This is a genomic window from Carnobacterium sp. FSL E2-0243 (assembly GCF_038003605.1).
Classification (GTDB): domain Bacteria; phylum Bacillota; class Bacilli; order Lactobacillales; family Carnobacteriaceae; genus Carnobacterium; species Carnobacterium maltaromaticum.
Genome location: NZ_JBBOPM010000001.1, coordinates 2,096,171 through 2,112,608, shown reverse-complemented (window position 1 = coordinate 2,112,608; position 16,438 = coordinate 2,096,171). Strand labels below are relative to the sequence as shown.

Sequence of the window (16,438 nt, the reverse complement as noted above, 5' to 3'; positions counted from 1 at the left end):
GCGATAATAGGGGTACGCTTTAGAAATGAGGATTGAAAAGAGTATGAAAACTTTTTTAAGAGCTATTCCCCTATTTATTGTTTTAATGATTATTTTTTATGCTACACCTATTTTACAATCAAAAGATAATCCCAAAGTTCCTGCTAATACACATGAAACAGGACAAGAAATGGATAAACCTAAAACGGGCATGGTGCAAGAAACAATTCCAGCAACTGGTTTTGCTGCTTATATTCACCAACCAGTTTCTAAAATAACTGAAAAATATGGTGAACCTACAAGAAAAGATCCAACGGCTTATGGATTTGAATGGTGGATTTATAATCAACAAGATCGTAATTATTTGCAAGTAGGTGTAAATAATGGACAAGTTGTAACTGTTTTTGCTTTAGGTAAAGAATTGACGGTAGAACCATTTGAAATTGGTATGAACATTGATGATATCTATCAAGTAACAACACTTTATCCTAATTTTGAGATAAATTTTAATGAAGATGTTTATCAAATTGAACTTTCTGAGGCAGATATGAATTATCATCCTTTGGTTGCTTTTGATAATGGAACTTTTGCAATGCTAATGTTAGATCAAGTGTCAAATGAAATTCTTGGTGTTCGTTATTTAGATGCGGATGTATTACTCCATCTCAATGTCTATGAAGTAGCGTCAATGACGCCTATTTCTACTATTATTAATGAACAACTTGATTGGGAATTAGTCAATCAAGCAAATGAAAAACAAACGCTTGAAATGATTAACGTACTTCGAAGACGAAATCAGCTAAATAGCTTAATTGAAAATGTAGAATTAACTAAATTAGCTACATCTGTTTTTACGACGTATAATTCACGAACAGACGAAGAAATTCAATCCAAAGGTTTAAGTAATAAACAAATTTCTGAAGTTGTGACTAAAGATTCTAGTGGAGCAAAAGATAGTGACAGTTTATATTTAAATCATACATCTGACGCTACATGGGTCATGAGTTATTGGTTCAGTTTAGAAACCCAACGTGAACTCTTAATGAATAAAAAGCTTAGAAATAGTGGGATTCGTTATCAAAATCAAGAAGTAATCCTATTATTAGACTCCCTTGACAAACTCTAATACTTCTCTGTATACTAAAAATAGAATGAGTATCAGATGTTTTTCTACAGACTATCGATAGTTGAACTAAATTTGATTATAGATGAAAGAAGGTTTCCTATGATTGTTACAGAAGATTACCTTGATATGGAGACAGAGGCATTTGCTTTAGTTCAAAGTATTATGGAAAGTGATATCGGGCAAAATTATTGTGCTGCTAAAATTGCTTTAGAACAAGATGAAGCTGCACAAGCTAAAATTCATGCTTTTAATCAAGCTAAAAAAGCTTTTGAAGAAATTGAAGTTTACGGTAAATTTGCACCAGATTTTAAAGAAAAAAATCGTGAAGTTCGTCGTTTAAAACGTGAAATGGATGTTGATGAGTTCGTTTATCAGTATCGATTAGTTGAAACAGATTTACAAACCATTTTAGATGAAGTCAGTTTAACGCTAGCAAGAGCGGTGTCAGATACAATAAAAGTACCAGCTGGGAATCCATTTTTTGCAACAGGAGCAAGTGGTTGTGGAACTGGTGGAGGTTGCGGTTGTGGATAGGATGGTGAGCACAAAATGGAGTTAATTTTAAATGAACGACAAGGGATTATTGTCTGGGTATATAGTTTGCGGCATTTAAAAACACTAAAACGTTTTGGGCTTATCCATTACGTGTCGAAGCGCATGAAATATGTTGTCATTTATGTTGATAAGTCTGAAGTAGAAACGACAGAAAAAAAACTAAATGGGCTTCATTTCGTACGAAAAGTTGATCTTTCTATGAGACCAGAAATCAATATGGATTTTGGTGATCGGATTGGAAAAGCTAAAAATCGTAAAGAAGTTGAAGATGCAGAAGAAATTGCGATGATTGAGGGAGCTACTCAATTAAAGTTAAAAGAAATGGTTTAATTATGAAAAGTGACTGTGACAGTGTTCACAGTTACTTTTTTTGTTTAAAATTGTGAAATTTATATGATGAATGATGGATTTTTTTAGCAATTAAAGTAAAAAAACTAAATAAGTAGAAAATTTTCTGTTAAAATGAATAATAAAGAAAAAATATGTAAAAAGAAGGAGCTAGTTATGCGCGTTATTTCAGGTGAATATGGTGGTAGAAAAATAAAGGCTGTCCCAGGAACTAATACCCGTCCAACAACTGATAAAATTAAAGAATCAATTTTTAATATTATTGGTCCTTATTTTGATGGTGGTGTTTGCTTAGATTTATTTGCAGGAAGTGGTGGATTAGCGATTGAAGCTGTATCTCGTGGTTTTGATAAAGCGATTTTAATTGATAAAGAAATTCTTGCAATCAAAACAATTAAAGAAAATATTGAAATGACGAAAGAGCCTGAGAAATTTCAACTTTATCGAAATGAAGCGAATCGTGCTTTAGATGCTTTAAGTAGACAAAATCAAGCCTTTGATTTGATTTTTATGGACCCTCCTTATATGAAACAAGAAATTGAAAAACAACTTACCCAAATTATGGATAAACAGTTACTAAACCCGAATGGAAAAATCATTTGTGAAGTTGATAAGAAAACGGATTTACCTGATAAGGTTGCAGGCTTGGTAGCAACACGCAGAGAAAGTTATGGAATGACAAAGATTGTTATTTATCAATTAGATGAAGAGAGTGAAGAAGATGAGTAAAAAAGCGCTATTTCCTGGTAGTTTTGATCCATTAACTAATGGTCATGTTGATACTATTCAGCGAGCTGCAAAGCTTTTTGATGAGGTTATTATTGCTGTTTTAACGAATACTTCTAAAGTATCTTTATTTAATTCGAATGAAAAAATTGACTTGATTGAAAAATCATTACAACACATTGAAAATGTTCAGGTTATTTCTCATGTTGGAGGATTGACGATTGATTTAGCTAAGGACTTGGAAATTACTGCCATGATACGTGGTATGCGAAATACTTTAGATTTTGAATATGAAACGAATATTGCCTTAATGAATAAACAATTAAATGAAGAGATTGAAACGGTTATTTTATTGGCTGATGAGAAGTATCGTTTTCTCAGTTCAAGTTTAATTAAAGAAGTAGCCCGTTTTGGTGGCGATATTTCTGCATTTGTTCCTAAAGTAGTAAATGAAGCCATTAAAGAAAAATACAAAAAATTAAATTAGCAGAAAAGAGTGGAAATGATGACTAATAAACCAAAAAAAACAAAATATATCCTCCCGATTATTGCTATTTTAATTGTTTTAGGCTTAGTTGTACCCATTCCGTATTTTATTGAATCTCCTGGATCGGCGGTTCATTTGAATGAACTTATCAGCGTTGATAATCAAAAAGATAAAGAAGATGGTAGTTTTATGTTAACGACTGTTGGTGTTCGGCAAGCAACAGCCTTTACCTATTTTATGCGCTTTTTACCCTTTCATGAAGGACTAACTAAAAAAGAACTTTATGGTGATGTCAGCTCAAATAAGGAGTTCAATCAAGTACAAGACTATTATATGACAAGTTCGGTGAACGCTGCTATTGAGCTAGCTTATCGAACAGCAGGCGCTGAATATAAAACACATTATAAAGGTGTTTATGTGATGTCGATTCTGGATGAATCAAAATTCAAAGGGAAATTAGAAGTTGGGGATACAATTGTTTCTCTAGATGGGCACTCATTCAAAAGTTCAGAAGAGTTTATTGACTATGTAAAATCTAAAAAAGTTGGGGAAGAAATTGATGTAGTTGTCAATCGGAATGGGTCAGAAAAAAAAGTTTCGGCTCCATTAATGAAAATGGATACGGATAAAAAAGCCGGATTAGGAATTAGTTTGGTAAATGACACAACTATCACAACTACAATTCCTGTTGATGTAAATACAGAAGAAATTGGTGGGCCGTCTGCTGGGTTAATGTTTAGTTTAGAGATTTATACTCAATTAAAAGGAATTAATTTACGAGATGGACGTCAAATTGCTGGTACAGGGACGATTTCACCAGATGGAACGGTTGGACGAATTGGTGGAATTGATAAAAAAGTGGTAGCAGCAGATAAAGAAGGAGCGACTATTTTCTTTGCACCAGATGATGAGATTGATCCGGCTATTAAAAAGAAATATCCGGAATTAAAAACGAATTATGAAGAAGCTAAAGCAGCTGCAAAAAAAATTGGTACGAAAATGAAAATTGTCCCTGTAAAAACTTTCCAAGATGCAGTGGATTATTTAGAAAAATAAAGGAAAAAACATTCTGGCATAATCGCTAGAATGTTTTTTTATTTTAAAAATTAAAAATTGAATTTATGCATACTTTCTTTGTGAAGGTTAAAAAAAAGGAGGTTGGTGGTATGGAAAAAATACAACAAGTAAAAACATGGATGTTGGATCATTTGTTCGCACTCAAGATTGCCTTAGGGGTACTTGGCATAGGGTTAATATTTTCAAGTTTAGTATTTGCAAGAAGCTCAGCTGTTTCTGAGGAGATACCTAGTTTAGCAGTTGATTCAACACTCTTCAACGAAGATAGTAGTGAAGAAAAAAGCAGGAAAGAAGATGTTGAAGTTCCTGATGAGAAGATGGTTGTAGATGTGAAAGGGTCTGTTTTGAATCCAGGAGTTTATTCTGTAAAAGCGGAGATGCGTTTGATAGATGCAATTGAATTGGCAGGTGGTTTTTTGACTGAAGCAGATTCTGTAGGTTTAAATCTTTCTTTACGTTTACAAGATCAGATGGTTATCTATGTCCCATTAATTGGAGAAGAACCAAAATTTGAAGAAGTAGACCGTGAAGAAAATGTAAAACAGAAAGATCAGAACTCTGAAGTTGAGGCCAAGTTAAATATAAATCAGGCCGAGGCAAATGAACTCCAAACTTTAACAGGAATTGGTGCCAAAAAAGCCCAGATGATTGTAGAGTATCGGCAAGAAAATGGTTCTTTTCAAAGTATTGAAGATTTAAAAAAGATATCAGGTATTGGTGAAAAAATATTTGAAGGCTTAAAAGAGCAAATTACAGTGGGCTAACTAGTAATTGAAAAAGCGTTGCAACTTAATTCTAGCTTTTGTATACTTAAAGAAATTAAAATTAGTATTTACTTGTTTTATGAGTATAAATGTTTAGAATTAAAAATTAGGTAAATCAATTTGATAAATTAGTGGAGGGTAAATGATGAAAAGGATTCCGTGGGATCAATATTTTATGGCTCAAAGTTTATTGCTGTCTTTACGAAGCACATGTACAAGATTAACGGTTGGGGCGACGATTGTGCGCGATAAAAGAATTATTGCAGGAGGTTACAATGGTTCCGTTACTGGAGATCTCCATTGTATTGATGAAGGGTGTTATATTGTAGATGGTCATTGTTTAAGGACGATTCATGCTGAAATGAATGCTATTTTACAATGTGCAAAGTTTGGTGTAGGAACAGAAAATGCAGAAATTTATGTAACGCACTTTCCTTGTTTACAATGTACAAAAATGATTTTACAAGCTGGGATTAAAAAAATTCATTATTTAGAGGACTATCACAATGACCCTTACGCGATAAAATTAATTGAACAAGCCCACGTTCAATGTCAAAAAGTCACACTCTCAAATGAGTATTTTGCACAATTAGATTTTGGCAATGGGAAAAACAACGTAGAATAAATGCGTAATTTCTGGATTTTTCCAGCTCTTTTAAGTTTGAGTAGTGTTCTTATTTTTTTTACGAATGCCCATTTTATTTCTGTGCTAGTTGTCCTGTTTGGTATTAGCAGAATAGTTTGCATTGGGATTCCCAAAGTAATAGTGACAAGTTTTATTATAATGGGATTCACAGTTTTGTTCACGTCTCGTTTTATTATGACAAACCAAACAGACTTAGCAGGAAATGAGCAAGAGTTTGTTGTTGAAGTTAATCCAACACAAAGTAAGGTTGATGGGGATCAACTACAATTTTATGGAACAGTTTTAAAAAAGAAAAAATATGGAAAAGTAAAAAAAGAGAAAATTGTTGGGTTTTACCAATTAAAAAACGAAAAAGAACAGATTTTCTGGAAAAAAAACCAAAATTTTATTGAGCTAACAGCTAAAGGAAGTTTAGAACAACCAGAAAATAATCGGAATTTCGCTCAATTTAATTATCGAAAGTTTTTAAAGAGAGAAACTATTCATTGGGTATTGAAAATAAACAAGTTTGAAAAAGTTGAGAAAAAAAAGATTGCTATATGGCAAATTCCTAAAATAGTTGATTTGTTAAGGAGGAAATTACTTTTACATATAGAATCCTATCCAATTGATAAAGTGGGAGAATTTACTGGAGCATTACTATTTGGCAATAGCAACCAATTAGAGGAGACGACGCGTCTAAATTTTTCTAAATTAGGTTTGATTCATTTACTAAGCATTTCTGGTGTTCATGTACAGTATTTAGTTACGGTTTTTAGGCGCCTCTTTAGACGTTTCAAGCTATCTAAAGAGTTAACAGACGAAGCACTACTTATGATGTTGCCTTTATATGGAGCGTTAGCTGGTGGTCAAACAAGTATTTTTAGAGCAGTTAGTATGCGGTGGCTACCTATTTTAGGCGAGAAAATAAAATTACAATGCAGTTCTTTGGATGCATGGAGCCTGACCTTAATTATCAGCCTTTGGCTAAAACCAACTCAGATTTTTTCTGTGGGTTTTCAGTTAAGCTATTTATTAACCCTTTTTTTATTATTATTCCCACTTAATTTAATCGATTTCTTGAAGTACGATGTGATGAAGTCTCTTTTTATTTCATCTATGATGTTGCTGATGTCAATTCCCATTCTGGCGTATCATTTTTATGAGTTTTCTTGGGCAACGGTTATAGCTACGAGCCTATTTACACTTATCTTTATTTACGGATTACTTCCCATTTTATTAGCTCTGCTCATTGCTTCTATATTCTGGTTAAATCAGCCTTTTTTTCAGTTTTTAGTGGAGATTGTGGGTATATTAATTAGTTGGATCGAGAGCTTTCTTCAAAAAATAAATTCAATTGGAAGCTTTATGATTACAACAGGGCGACCAAAATTCATCTTCATTTTTTTATTTTTTAGCTGTATTCTTATTTTTATTATGCAGTTAGAAAAACGAAAACACCGATTTCTTAGTTTGGTTACACTCTGTGTCAGTTTGGCTTGTCTAATTTTCAGCACACGTTTTGATTCTTCTTTAAAGGTAGTTGTCTTGGATGTGGGGCAGGGTGATTCAATTTTAATTAAAGATCGTTTTGGCAAAGGTGCATACTTGATTGATACAGGTGGTGCATTAACCTTTGAAAAAAAGAGATGGGCAAAAAAGAAAAAAAATACGAGTATTGCGCAAAATAAATTGATTCCAGCCTTAAAGGCAGAAGGTATTAGCTATTTGAATGGGGTTTTTATTAGCCACGGGCATGTTGATCATATGGGTGCTCTGGCTGAGTTGTCTGAAAGTATACCAATCAAAGAGATTAGTTATGCGACAGGATCAGAAACGAAACCTGCTTTTCGAAAAGCGCTAAAAAAGTTAAAAAAGGCTGGAACTCGTTTAAATAGTCTGCTAGCTCCAGAAGAATGGTCTATTTCTAGTGATATAAAATTAAAAGCGTTGTATCCTTCTGAAGTAGGGCAAGGTGAAAATCGAGATTCATTGACTTTATATGCTGAAATTGGGCAAATTAGTTGGTTATTTACAGGTGATTTAGATAGTGAAGGAGAACTGAAGTTGCTCCAAAAATATCCAAAGGCAAAGGTGAATGTATTAAAAGTAGGTCATCATGGGAGTTCAACGTCATCAAGCTCAATTTTTTTAAAGACTATAGAGGCCAAAGTAGGATTGATTTCTGCTGGTCTCGATAATCAATTTCAGCATCCAAGGCCAGAAACAATTAGTCGCTTAAAAGAACAAAATATGATTATTTTTCGCACAGATTTAGATGGTGCGATTTATTATACTGAACCACTAACAGGGCAAGGTAGCTTTAGAAGGATTATGGAAAAATAATGGTGTAAAAATATCTAACTTTCACTTGTCATTAGTAGCTATTCTCATGTATGATTGAGATAGAAAATGAAAGTGGTGGAAATAATGAATTATACAGCTGAAATGGCAAAAATCACTAAAGGTCAATTTTCTCCGGTTTACTTATTTTTGGGAACGGAGTCTTATTTAGCTGATTCTGCCAAGCAGACACTTATTCAAGCAACTTTAGCTGAAGATGAACGCGATTTAAATTTTGGTATATATGATATGGAAGAAGTTCCAGTGGGAGTTGCGTTAGATGATGCTGAGTCTGTACCTTTTTTTGGGGATAAACGATTAGTTATCATGGATCGTCCCAATTTTTTCACTGCTGAAAAAAGTAAACAAAAAATTGATCATGATTTAGTTTGGTTGGAAAATTATTTGAAAAATCCGCCAGATTTTACTATTTTAGCTTTTTTTGCTCCTTATGAAAAATTAGACGAACGAAAAAAAATTACGAAACTTTTAAAAAAAACAGCTACAGTTATAGAGGTCAACACCCTATCTGAAAAAGAAGTTCGTCATTTTCTGAAAGATACCATTGCCAATGAGGGCTATACAATGACTCCAGAAGCTTTTGAGCTTTTTATCCAATTGACGGATGCCAAACTTTCGACCGCTATGTCAGAATTGCCAAAATTGCTTTTATTTAGCTCTGATACAAAACAAATTACCAAATCTGCTGTAAATGACTTAGTTGCAAAATCACTTGAGCAAAATATTTTTGCGTTGGTTGAATATGTATTAAAAAGACAAACGGCAAACGCATTAAGTTTATATCAAGATTTACTTTTACAAAAAGAAGATCCAATTAAAATAAATGCTATTTTGATGACGCAATTTAGGTTGCTTTTACAAGTTAAGTTTTTGGAGAAAAAAGGCTATCAGCAAGGAGACAGTGCGGGTATGTTAAAAGTCCATCCTTATCGAGTAAAATTAGCCATTCAACAAGCTCGGAAATTTAGTGAAAAAGTATTAGTCTCAGCTTTTGAAGGTTTGGTAGATGCTGAATACCGCTTGAAGACAGGGCAAGGGGATAAAGAAATGCAATTTGAGTTATTTGTTTTGCAGTTTGCTGCAGTTAAATAACTTGAAAAAATCGAACTAGTTTGGGGAATGAATGAGATTTTAAAAAGCTTATTTTTACTTTAGTAGCAGTGGCTTAAAAGCTAAATTTTAAGCAAATTCTCTTTTTAATACGAAATATTTTGACTACTGGATTGAAATGCTTTAAGCTTAGTGAGGATAACAACAACAATTCAGCTTTCTTTGCCTATCAAGTAAAAAAACTTTACACTTTATATTGCAATGAAGGCCGTCATTATGTATAATAGTTGATGTTGGAAACAACTGGAATGTACCACATTTTATGTTGTAAATAATTGAAAGTGGGGTGAATCATTTGCCAAATATCGAATCTGCAATCAAACGTGTACGCGTAAACGAAAAAGCAGCTTTACAAAATAACGCTCAAAAGAGTGCTATGCGTACTGCTATTAAAAAATTCGAACAAGCTGTAGAAGCTGGTTCTGAAAACGTTGCATCATTACACAAAGAAGCAATCAAAGCTGTTGACATGGCAGCAACAAAAGGATTGATTCATAGAAATAAAGCTAACCGTGACAAATCTCGTTTAACTGCTAAATTAGCTAAATAATAAGAGTTGGAACGCTCATTCTGAAAAGATGAGCGCTTTATTTTTTTCTAAAACCTGAAAACAAATGATCTTCATTTGTTTTCAGGTTTTTTGTAGCTACATATGAAAAGAAGAGTATAATGAACTTTGATTTACAGAACAAACGTTCCGTGCTAGAATAAGAATATAACTATTGAAAAGTAGGTCATTTAAATAAAATAAAATGAAAAGAAGTGATGAAATGGATAGTATTGGAGTTATTGGTGCAGGACAAATGGGCGGAGCTTTATTAAAAGGTTTGATTGAGTCTGGTTTTAGTTCATCAGATTCAGTTTTTGTTAGTGGTGGAAGTGGTGGAACCGCTGCTATATTACAAAAAGAATTACACTATAATTTATGCCAATCCAATTCTGAGGTTGCTAAAAAAGTAGATGTTTTAATCTTGGCTGTGACACCTCAAATCATGCCAACTGTTTTAAATGAAATCAAGGAAGCTATTATGCCTGATACACTGCTGATTTCATTGGCTGCGGGGATGAAATTTAGTGAGTACACTAAACTATTGAATGAAAAAATAAAACTTGTTCGCGCAATTCCTAATACGCCTGTATCAATTCAAGCAGGAATGACAGCTGTGAGTTACAACGACCAGATTGGTAGTGGTGAACGCGATAAGACAGAAGCTCTTTTTCAAGCAGTTGGTGAAGTTGTGGAAGTTAGCGAAGCACAATTAAATAGTGCGGGTACAGTTTCTGGGTGCTCCCCGGCCTTTATTGCTATTTTTATTGAAGCTTTAGCTGATGGTGGTGTTTTAAATGGACTTTCAAGAAAACAGGCTTACTTATTAGCAGAACAAGCTATTTTGGGAACAGCTAAATTAGCTTTACTGTCTGGAGATCATCCTGGAATAGTGAAGGATGATGTTTGTTCACCTGGTGGTTCCACAATTAAGGGTGTTGTGGCTTTAGAACAGTTCGGCTTTCGCAATGCAGTTATTCAAGCAATTGATGCGGCAACTAAGAACTAATTGGATTACAAGTTTAATTTGGATGGAAAGTGGTGAAAGCAGTGGTGAAAGATACATTCGATTTAGTATCAAAATATCAACCTAATGGGGATCAGCCTGAGGCGATTCGTCAATTAGTCAAGGGAATTAATGAGGGACGAAAGGAACAAACACTTTTGGGAGCGACGGGGACAGGTAAAACATTTACAGTCTCAAACGTCATTCAACAAGTCAATAAACCTACCTTAGTTATCGCTCATAATAAAACATTAGCTGGTCAATTATATGGAGAATTTAAAGAGTTCTTCCCTAATAATGCTGTTGAATATTTTGTTAGTTATTATGATTATTACCAACCAGAAGCATATGTCCCTTCTAGTGATACGTATATTGAAAAGGAATCAAGTGTCAACGATGAAATCGATAAACTACGACATTCAGCCACAAGTTCATTAATTGAGCGACGTGATGTAATTGTTGTAGCTTCAGTTTCCTGTATTTATGGCTTGGTTAACCCTTTAGATTATAAAGAGCATGTCCTTTCAATTCGGCAAGGCGCAGAAATGGAACGCAATGAATTACTACGCCGCCTAGTCGAGATGCAATTTGAGCGCAATGATATTGATTTTCAACGAGGCCGTTTTAGAGTTCGTGGCGATGTGGTTGAAATATTTTTAGCTTCAAGGGATAGTGAAGCGATTCGTGTAGAGTTTTTTGGTGATGAAATTGAACGGATTCGTGAAATTGATGTACTAACGGGTGAGATTAAAGCAGATGTTGAGCATGTACCTATTTTTCCCGCGACTCATTTTATTGCAAATGCGGATAAGACTCGTGAAGCCGTTAATAATATTAAAGCAGAACTTGAAGCTCGTTTAAAGGTTTTACGCGGGGAAGATAAGCTAGTAGAAGCACAACGTTTAGAACAAAGAACGAACTATGATATGGAAATGATGCTAGAAATGGGCTATTGTTCTGGTATTGAAAACTATTCTAGACAAATGGATGGTCGTAAGGCTGGAGAGCCACCTTATACATTGTTAGACTTCTTTCCTGATGATTCAATGATTGTGATAGATGAGTCACATATTACGATGTCGCAAATCAGAGGAATGTACAATGGTGACCAAGCTCGTAAACAACGTTTGGTTGATTATGGATTCCGTTTACCAAGTGCATTAGATAATCGTCCATTACGTTTAGAAGAGTTTGAAGAACATGTGAATCAAATTATGTATATTTCGGCAACACCTGGTCCTTATGAACTTGAGCGAACTCCAGAAGTTGTTCAGCAAATTATTCGTCCAACTGGTTTGTTGGATCCTATTATTGAAGTTCGACCAATTCATGGTCAAATTGATGATTTGATTGGAGAGATAAATGCACGATCAGAACGAAATGAGCGTGTCTTTATTACCACACTAACTAAAAAAATGTCAGAAGACTTAACAAACTATTTGAAAGAAGTTGGGATTAAAGTTAAGTATCTCCATAGTGATATTAAGACTCTTGAACGAACCGAAATCATTCGTGATTTACGCTTAGGAGAATTTGATGTTCTGATAGGGATCAATTTATTACGTGAGGGAATCGATGTTCCCGAAGTCTCCTTAGTGGCTATTTTAGATGCAGATAAAGAAGGCTTTTTACGTAGTGAGCGTTCATTAGTTCAAACGATTGGACGAGCTGCTAGAAATTCAAACGGAAAAGTAATTATGTATGCAGATAAAATGACGGATTCAATGAAAGCTGCGATTGATGAAACGGGTCGTCGTCGGGCTACTCAAGAAGCCTACAACAAAGAACATGGGATTGTACCGCAAACGATTATTAAAGAAGTTCGTGATTTAATTTCGATTACTAAAGCTGTAGATGACTCAAATGATTACGATTCAGCTGCAGAAATGATTAATGATTTGACGCAAGCAGAGCGTAAAGAATTGATTGTGAAAATGGAAATGGAAATGCGTGCTGCTGCAAAAGAGCTTGATTTTGAAAAAGCAGCAAACTTAAGAGATATTGTCTTAGAGTTGAAAGCTAAGTAACTTTTATTCATCCACTAGAGTTGAGAAATAACTTGTACAAACATAATCCATTAAGTAGTTTGAGGGGAAACTCTCAAACTACTTTTTTTATTGTAGAATAAAATAATCATACCTTTAGAAAATCCTCTATTTTTATCTACTAGGCTAAACAGTCCACTGATGTACAACTTGATTGTGCTGAAGTTGGTCTTTTTTTGTTTTAAGGGAGAACGTATAGTTAGGGTAGTTCAAAAATAAAACGTTTTCAAAAGGAGTTTGATTAAATGGCAAAGGTTAATGAAGTAACAAGAGAATCTTGGATTTTAGCAACATTTCCAGAGTGGGGTACGTATTTAAATGAGGAAATTGAAGCAACTGTAGTTAAACCTAATACATTTGCAATGTGGTGGTTAGGATGTACAGGAATTTGGCTAAAGTCAGACAAAAGTACAAATATTTTATGTGATTTATGGTGTGGAACAGGTAAACAAAGTCATGGAAATGGAAAAATGAAAAAAGGTCATCAAATGATGCGAATGAGTGGTTGTGAAAACATGCAACCTAACTTGAGGACTCAGCCATTTGTAATCGATCCATTTGCCATTACAAATTTAGATGCTCTAGTGGTTACTCATATTCATTCAGATCATGTTGATATTAACACGGCTGCCGCTGTGTTACAAAATTGTGATGCCTCAGTGCCTTTTATAGGTCCACAAGGAGTTGTTGATATTTGGATGGAATGGGGTGTTCCAAAAGAGCGTTGTATTGTTGTAAAACCAGGGGATGTTATTAAAGTGAAAGATATTACGATTACAGCATTAGAAGCTTTTGATCGGACAGCTTTAATTACGGCTGCAGAGGATGTTGTTTTGAAAGGGCAACTGCCACAGGATATGGATGAAATTGCCGTTAATTATTTATTTGATACGTCCGGCGGTTCTTTGTATCATGCTGGAGATTCTCATTATTCAAACCAATTTGCGAAACATGGCAATCAGTATAAAATCGATGTTGCCTTAGGAGCGTATGGTGAAAACCCAAGAGGAATTACAGACAAAGTTACTTCTGTTGATATGCTGAGAATGGCGGAATCTTTAAATGCTAAAGTTGTGATACCCGTTCATTATGACATTTGGGCAAATTTTCAAGCAGATCCAAAAGAAATTTCTATGCTCTGGGAATCGAAAAAAGATCGATTACAATATGGTTTTAAACCTTATATTTGGCAAGTTGGCGGAAAGTTTGTTTATCCAGATGATAAGGATAAACGTGAATTTAATTATTATCGAGGATTTGATGATGTCTTTACTGTAGAAAACGACGTGCCATTTCCATCATTTTTATAAAATAAATTTCTATACAAAGTAAATTTGGGAGGCTGAGGAATTTTTGTCCTAGTCTCATAGAGAAGGATAAAAAGAAAAAGGAGCTGGAAAAATGGACATATTCTTACGTATCTTTGAGTGGTTCGCAAATAATATTCTACAAAAACCTGAATTTTTTATTGGTATTATTGTTTTTGTTGGATATGTACTTTTGAAAAAACCGTTATATGAATGTTTTGCAGGATTCATAAAAGCAACTGTCGGTTATATGATTTTAAATGTTGGGGCAGGTGGTCTAGTAACAACGTTTCGTCCGATTTTAGCTGGATTAAATGACCGTTTTAATCTAGATGCCGCAGTCATTGATCCTTATTTTGGGCTAAATGCAGTCAATGCAGCATTAGAAAATCTCGGCATTTCATTATCATGGACGATGATTTCACTTTTAATCGGTTTTTCGTTAAATATTGTGTTAGTTTTATTTCGAAAAATCACTAAATTGAGAACTTTGTTTATAACTGGTCATATCATGGTTCAGCAGTCAACAACGGTTACTTGGATTATTTTCTTTCTATTTCCTCAGTACCGCAATTTAACCGGGGGGATTATGGTGGGAATCCTAGTTGGGCTCTACTGGGCAGTATCCTCTAATCTAACTGTTGGGCCAACGCAACGTTTGACGGGGAATGCTGGTTTTGCCATTGGACACCAACAGATGTTTGCGGTTTGGTTAACCGATAAAGTTGCTGGTAAATTAGGTGATCCAGAAAAGAATTTGGATACAATCAAAATGCCTAAGTGGTTATCTATTTTTCATGACAATATTGTCGCTACGGGTACTTTAATGATGCTTTTTTTCGGAGTGATTATGACCATTTTAGGAGAAGATTATTTACGGGAAATTAATCCAGCTTTTACTCCAACAACTTCATTTTTAATGTATATTATTTCGCAATCCTTATTCTTTGCTGTCTATTTAGCAATTTTAATGCAAGGCGTGCGTATGTTTGTGGCGGAGTTAACCAACAGTTTCCAAGGAATTTCAAATCGCATTTTACCTGGCTCATTGCCGGCAGTTGATTGTGCAGCAACGTATAATTTTGCGCCACCTAATGCAGTTTTGTTTGGATTTATTTTTGGAGCATTAGGTCAATTTATTACAATCTTTGCTTTAATTATTTTTAAATCGCCGGTGCTGATCATTACAGGGTTTGTACCAGTATTCTTTGATAATGCAACGATTGCAGTCTTTGCAAACAAGCGTGGTGGTATCCGCGCAGCCATGATTTGTTCCTTTGTATCAGGTGTTTTACAGGTGTCCATCAGTGCTTTTGCTGTCATGTTCTTTGGGTTATATAAATACGGTGGTTGGCATGGAAATATTGATTTCGAACTGTTTTGGCCATGGGCTGGCGTTATTATGAAATATCTAGGCGTTATTGGATTTGCTTTAGTATGTGTCTTCTTTTTAGCAATTCCACAATTACAATATCGTTTTTCTAAGAATAAATCGGCCTACAACGAAGGTCTAGAGTAAACAAATAAAAATAAAGAAGCGGAGATGAGCGTATGTTAAAAGTATTAGCAGCATGTGGCAATGGAATGGGTTCAAGTATGGTCATTAAAATGAAAATTGAAAAGGCTTTAAAAGAATTAGCTGTAACGGATTATAAAGTCGATTATTGTAGTGTTGGAGAAGCGAAATCACAAGCAAATGGTTATGATATTGTTGTGGCTTCACAGCATTTGATTCATGAGCTAGACGGTCGTACGAAAGGGACTTTACTTGGTTTAGATAATTTAATGGATGATAATGAAATTAAAACCAAATTGGCTCCACTAGTTTAACGATACTTTTTTAAATCAGCTATTTAGCTAGTAAATGATACTAGATTTATAGAGAAAAGAGGACAATTATGCTTTCTTTAAAACAATCATTAATTGAGAATCAATCAATAAAATTAGGTGAATCTGCTGAAACATGGCAGGAAGCAATTGCTGTGGCTGCGGCGCCTTTAATTGCTAGTGGTGCAGTTGAACGAGATTATCCAACTGCCATCATTGCTTCAACAGAAAAGTTTGGTCCTTATTATATTTTAATGCCGGGTATGGCCATGCCTCATGCTAGACCAGAAGATGGAGTAAAGCGGGATGCCTTTAGTTTAGTTGTTTTGAAAAATCCAGTTGTTTTTTCGGATGGGAAAGAAGTTTCAGTACTCATTACATTGGCAGCAACTTCTAGTGATATTCATACAGGCATTGCTATTCCACAAATTGTAGCTGTTTTTGAATTACCCAATATTATTCAACGTTTAGAACAAGCATCAGATGTTAATGAGGTATTAACTATTATTGATGAGGCGGATATGAGCGCCTACTTAAATGAATAG

Annotated in this window: 17 protein-coding genes; all 17 read left to right on the top strand. The window is 34.4% G+C overall.

Annotated features, from left to right (window positions below; translation table 11 throughout):
• Nucleotides 1-43: 43 nt before the first annotated feature.
• The 17 genes from MHI00_RS09920 to MHI00_RS09840 all read left to right on the top strand — a co-directional run bounded on the left by MHI00_RS09920 (nt 44) and on the right by MHI00_RS09840 (nt 16,438).
• Entirely contained in the window at nt 44-1,105 is a 1,062-nt protein-coding gene (locus MHI00_RS09920) for a CAP-associated domain-containing protein (RefSeq protein ID WP_158380499.1), read from the top strand.
• A gap of 99 nt (nt 1,106-1,204) precedes the next feature.
• Nucleotides 1,205-1,639, top strand: a complete 435-nt coding sequence (locus MHI00_RS09915; protein ID WP_010054801.1) for a YlbF family regulator — start codon at nt 1,205-1,207, stop codon at nt 1,637-1,639.
• A 15-nt stretch (nt 1,640-1,654) separates the two neighbouring features.
• The gene (locus MHI00_RS09910; RefSeq protein WP_010054802.1) at nt 1,655-1,990 is read left to right on the top strand and encodes a YlbG family protein; all 336 of its coding nucleotides are present in this window, start codon (nt 1,655-1,657) and stop codon (nt 1,988-1,990) included.
• A 132-nt stretch (nt 1,991-2,122) separates the two neighbouring features.
• Nucleotides 2,123-2,737, top strand: coding sequence for a 16S rRNA (guanine(966)-N(2))-methyltransferase RsmD (gene rsmD / locus MHI00_RS09905; protein WP_267495217.1), 615 nt, complete (start codon nt 2,123-2,125; stop codon nt 2,735-2,737).
• Nucleotides 2,730-3,221, top strand: a complete 492-nt coding sequence (coaD, locus tag MHI00_RS09900) for a pantetheine-phosphate adenylyltransferase (protein ID WP_010054805.1) — start codon at nt 2,730-2,732, stop codon at nt 3,219-3,221. The genes rsmD and coaD overlap by 8 nt, the downstream gene beginning before the upstream one ends.
• An 18-nt stretch (nt 3,222-3,239) precedes the next feature.
• On the top strand, nt 3,240-4,277 hold the full coding sequence (locus MHI00_RS09895; RefSeq protein WP_119906446.1) for a SepM family pheromone-processing serine protease: 1,038 nt from the start codon (nt 3,240-3,242) through the stop codon (nt 4,275-4,277).
• A 110-nt stretch (nt 4,278-4,387) separates the two neighbouring features.
• Nucleotides 4,388-5,062, top strand: coding sequence for a helix-hairpin-helix domain-containing protein (locus tag MHI00_RS09890; protein WP_015076151.1), 675 nt, complete (start codon nt 4,388-4,390; stop codon nt 5,060-5,062).
• Between the two features lie 145 nt (nt 5,063-5,207).
• Nucleotides 5,208-5,687, top strand: a complete 480-nt coding sequence (locus MHI00_RS09885) for a ComE operon protein 2 (RefSeq protein ID WP_010054136.1) — start codon at nt 5,208-5,210, stop codon at nt 5,685-5,687.
• Nucleotides 5,688-8,033, top strand: a complete 2,346-nt coding sequence (locus MHI00_RS09880) for a DNA internalization-related competence protein ComEC/Rec2 (protein WP_341113260.1) — start codon at nt 5,688-5,690, stop codon at nt 8,031-8,033.
• Between the two features lie 84 nt (nt 8,034-8,117).
• Nucleotides 8,118-9,143: a DNA polymerase III subunit delta gene (gene holA / locus MHI00_RS09875; RefSeq protein ID WP_010054138.1), complete on the top strand. Its 1,026-nt coding sequence runs from the start codon at nt 8,118-8,120 to the stop codon at nt 9,141-9,143.
• A gap of 313 nt (nt 9,144-9,456) precedes the next feature.
• A complete protein-coding gene (gene rpsT / locus MHI00_RS09870; RefSeq protein WP_010054139.1) occupies nt 9,457-9,711 on the top strand; it encodes a 30S ribosomal protein S20 in 255 nt (84 codons plus the stop codon).
• Between the two features lie 220 nt (nt 9,712-9,931).
• Nucleotides 9,932-10,717 carry a pyrroline-5-carboxylate reductase gene (proC, locus tag MHI00_RS09865; RefSeq protein ID WP_341113251.1) on the top strand — a complete coding sequence of 262 codons (786 nt, stop codon included), beginning with the start codon at nt 9,932-9,934 and terminating at the stop codon, nt 10,715-10,717.
• Nucleotides 10,718-10,746: 29 nt separating this feature from the next.
• Nucleotides 10,747-12,741, top strand: a complete 1,995-nt coding sequence (gene uvrB, locus MHI00_RS09860; RefSeq protein ID WP_376711896.1) for an excinuclease ABC subunit UvrB — start codon at nt 10,747-10,749, stop codon at nt 12,739-12,741.
• 263 nt (nt 12,742-13,004) lie between these two features.
• A complete protein-coding gene (ulaG, locus tag MHI00_RS09855; protein WP_135054809.1) occupies nt 13,005-14,069 on the top strand; it encodes an L-ascorbate 6-phosphate lactonase in 1,065 nt (354 codons plus the stop codon).
• A 91-nt stretch (nt 14,070-14,160) separates the two neighbouring features.
• Nucleotides 14,161-15,585 (top strand): PTS ascorbate transporter subunit IIC, encoded by a 1,425-nt coding sequence (locus MHI00_RS09850; protein WP_057000299.1) that lies wholly within the window; start codon nt 14,161-14,163, stop codon nt 15,583-15,585.
• Between the two features lie 32 nt (nt 15,586-15,617).
• Nucleotides 15,618-15,896, top strand: coding sequence for a PTS sugar transporter subunit IIB (locus MHI00_RS09845; RefSeq protein WP_010054147.1), 279 nt, complete (start codon nt 15,618-15,620; stop codon nt 15,894-15,896).
• A 68-nt stretch (nt 15,897-15,964) separates the two neighbouring features.
• Complete coding sequence (locus MHI00_RS09840) at nt 15,965-16,438, top strand: PTS sugar transporter subunit IIA (protein ID WP_135054813.1); 474 nt, start codon at nt 15,965-15,967, stop codon at nt 16,436-16,438.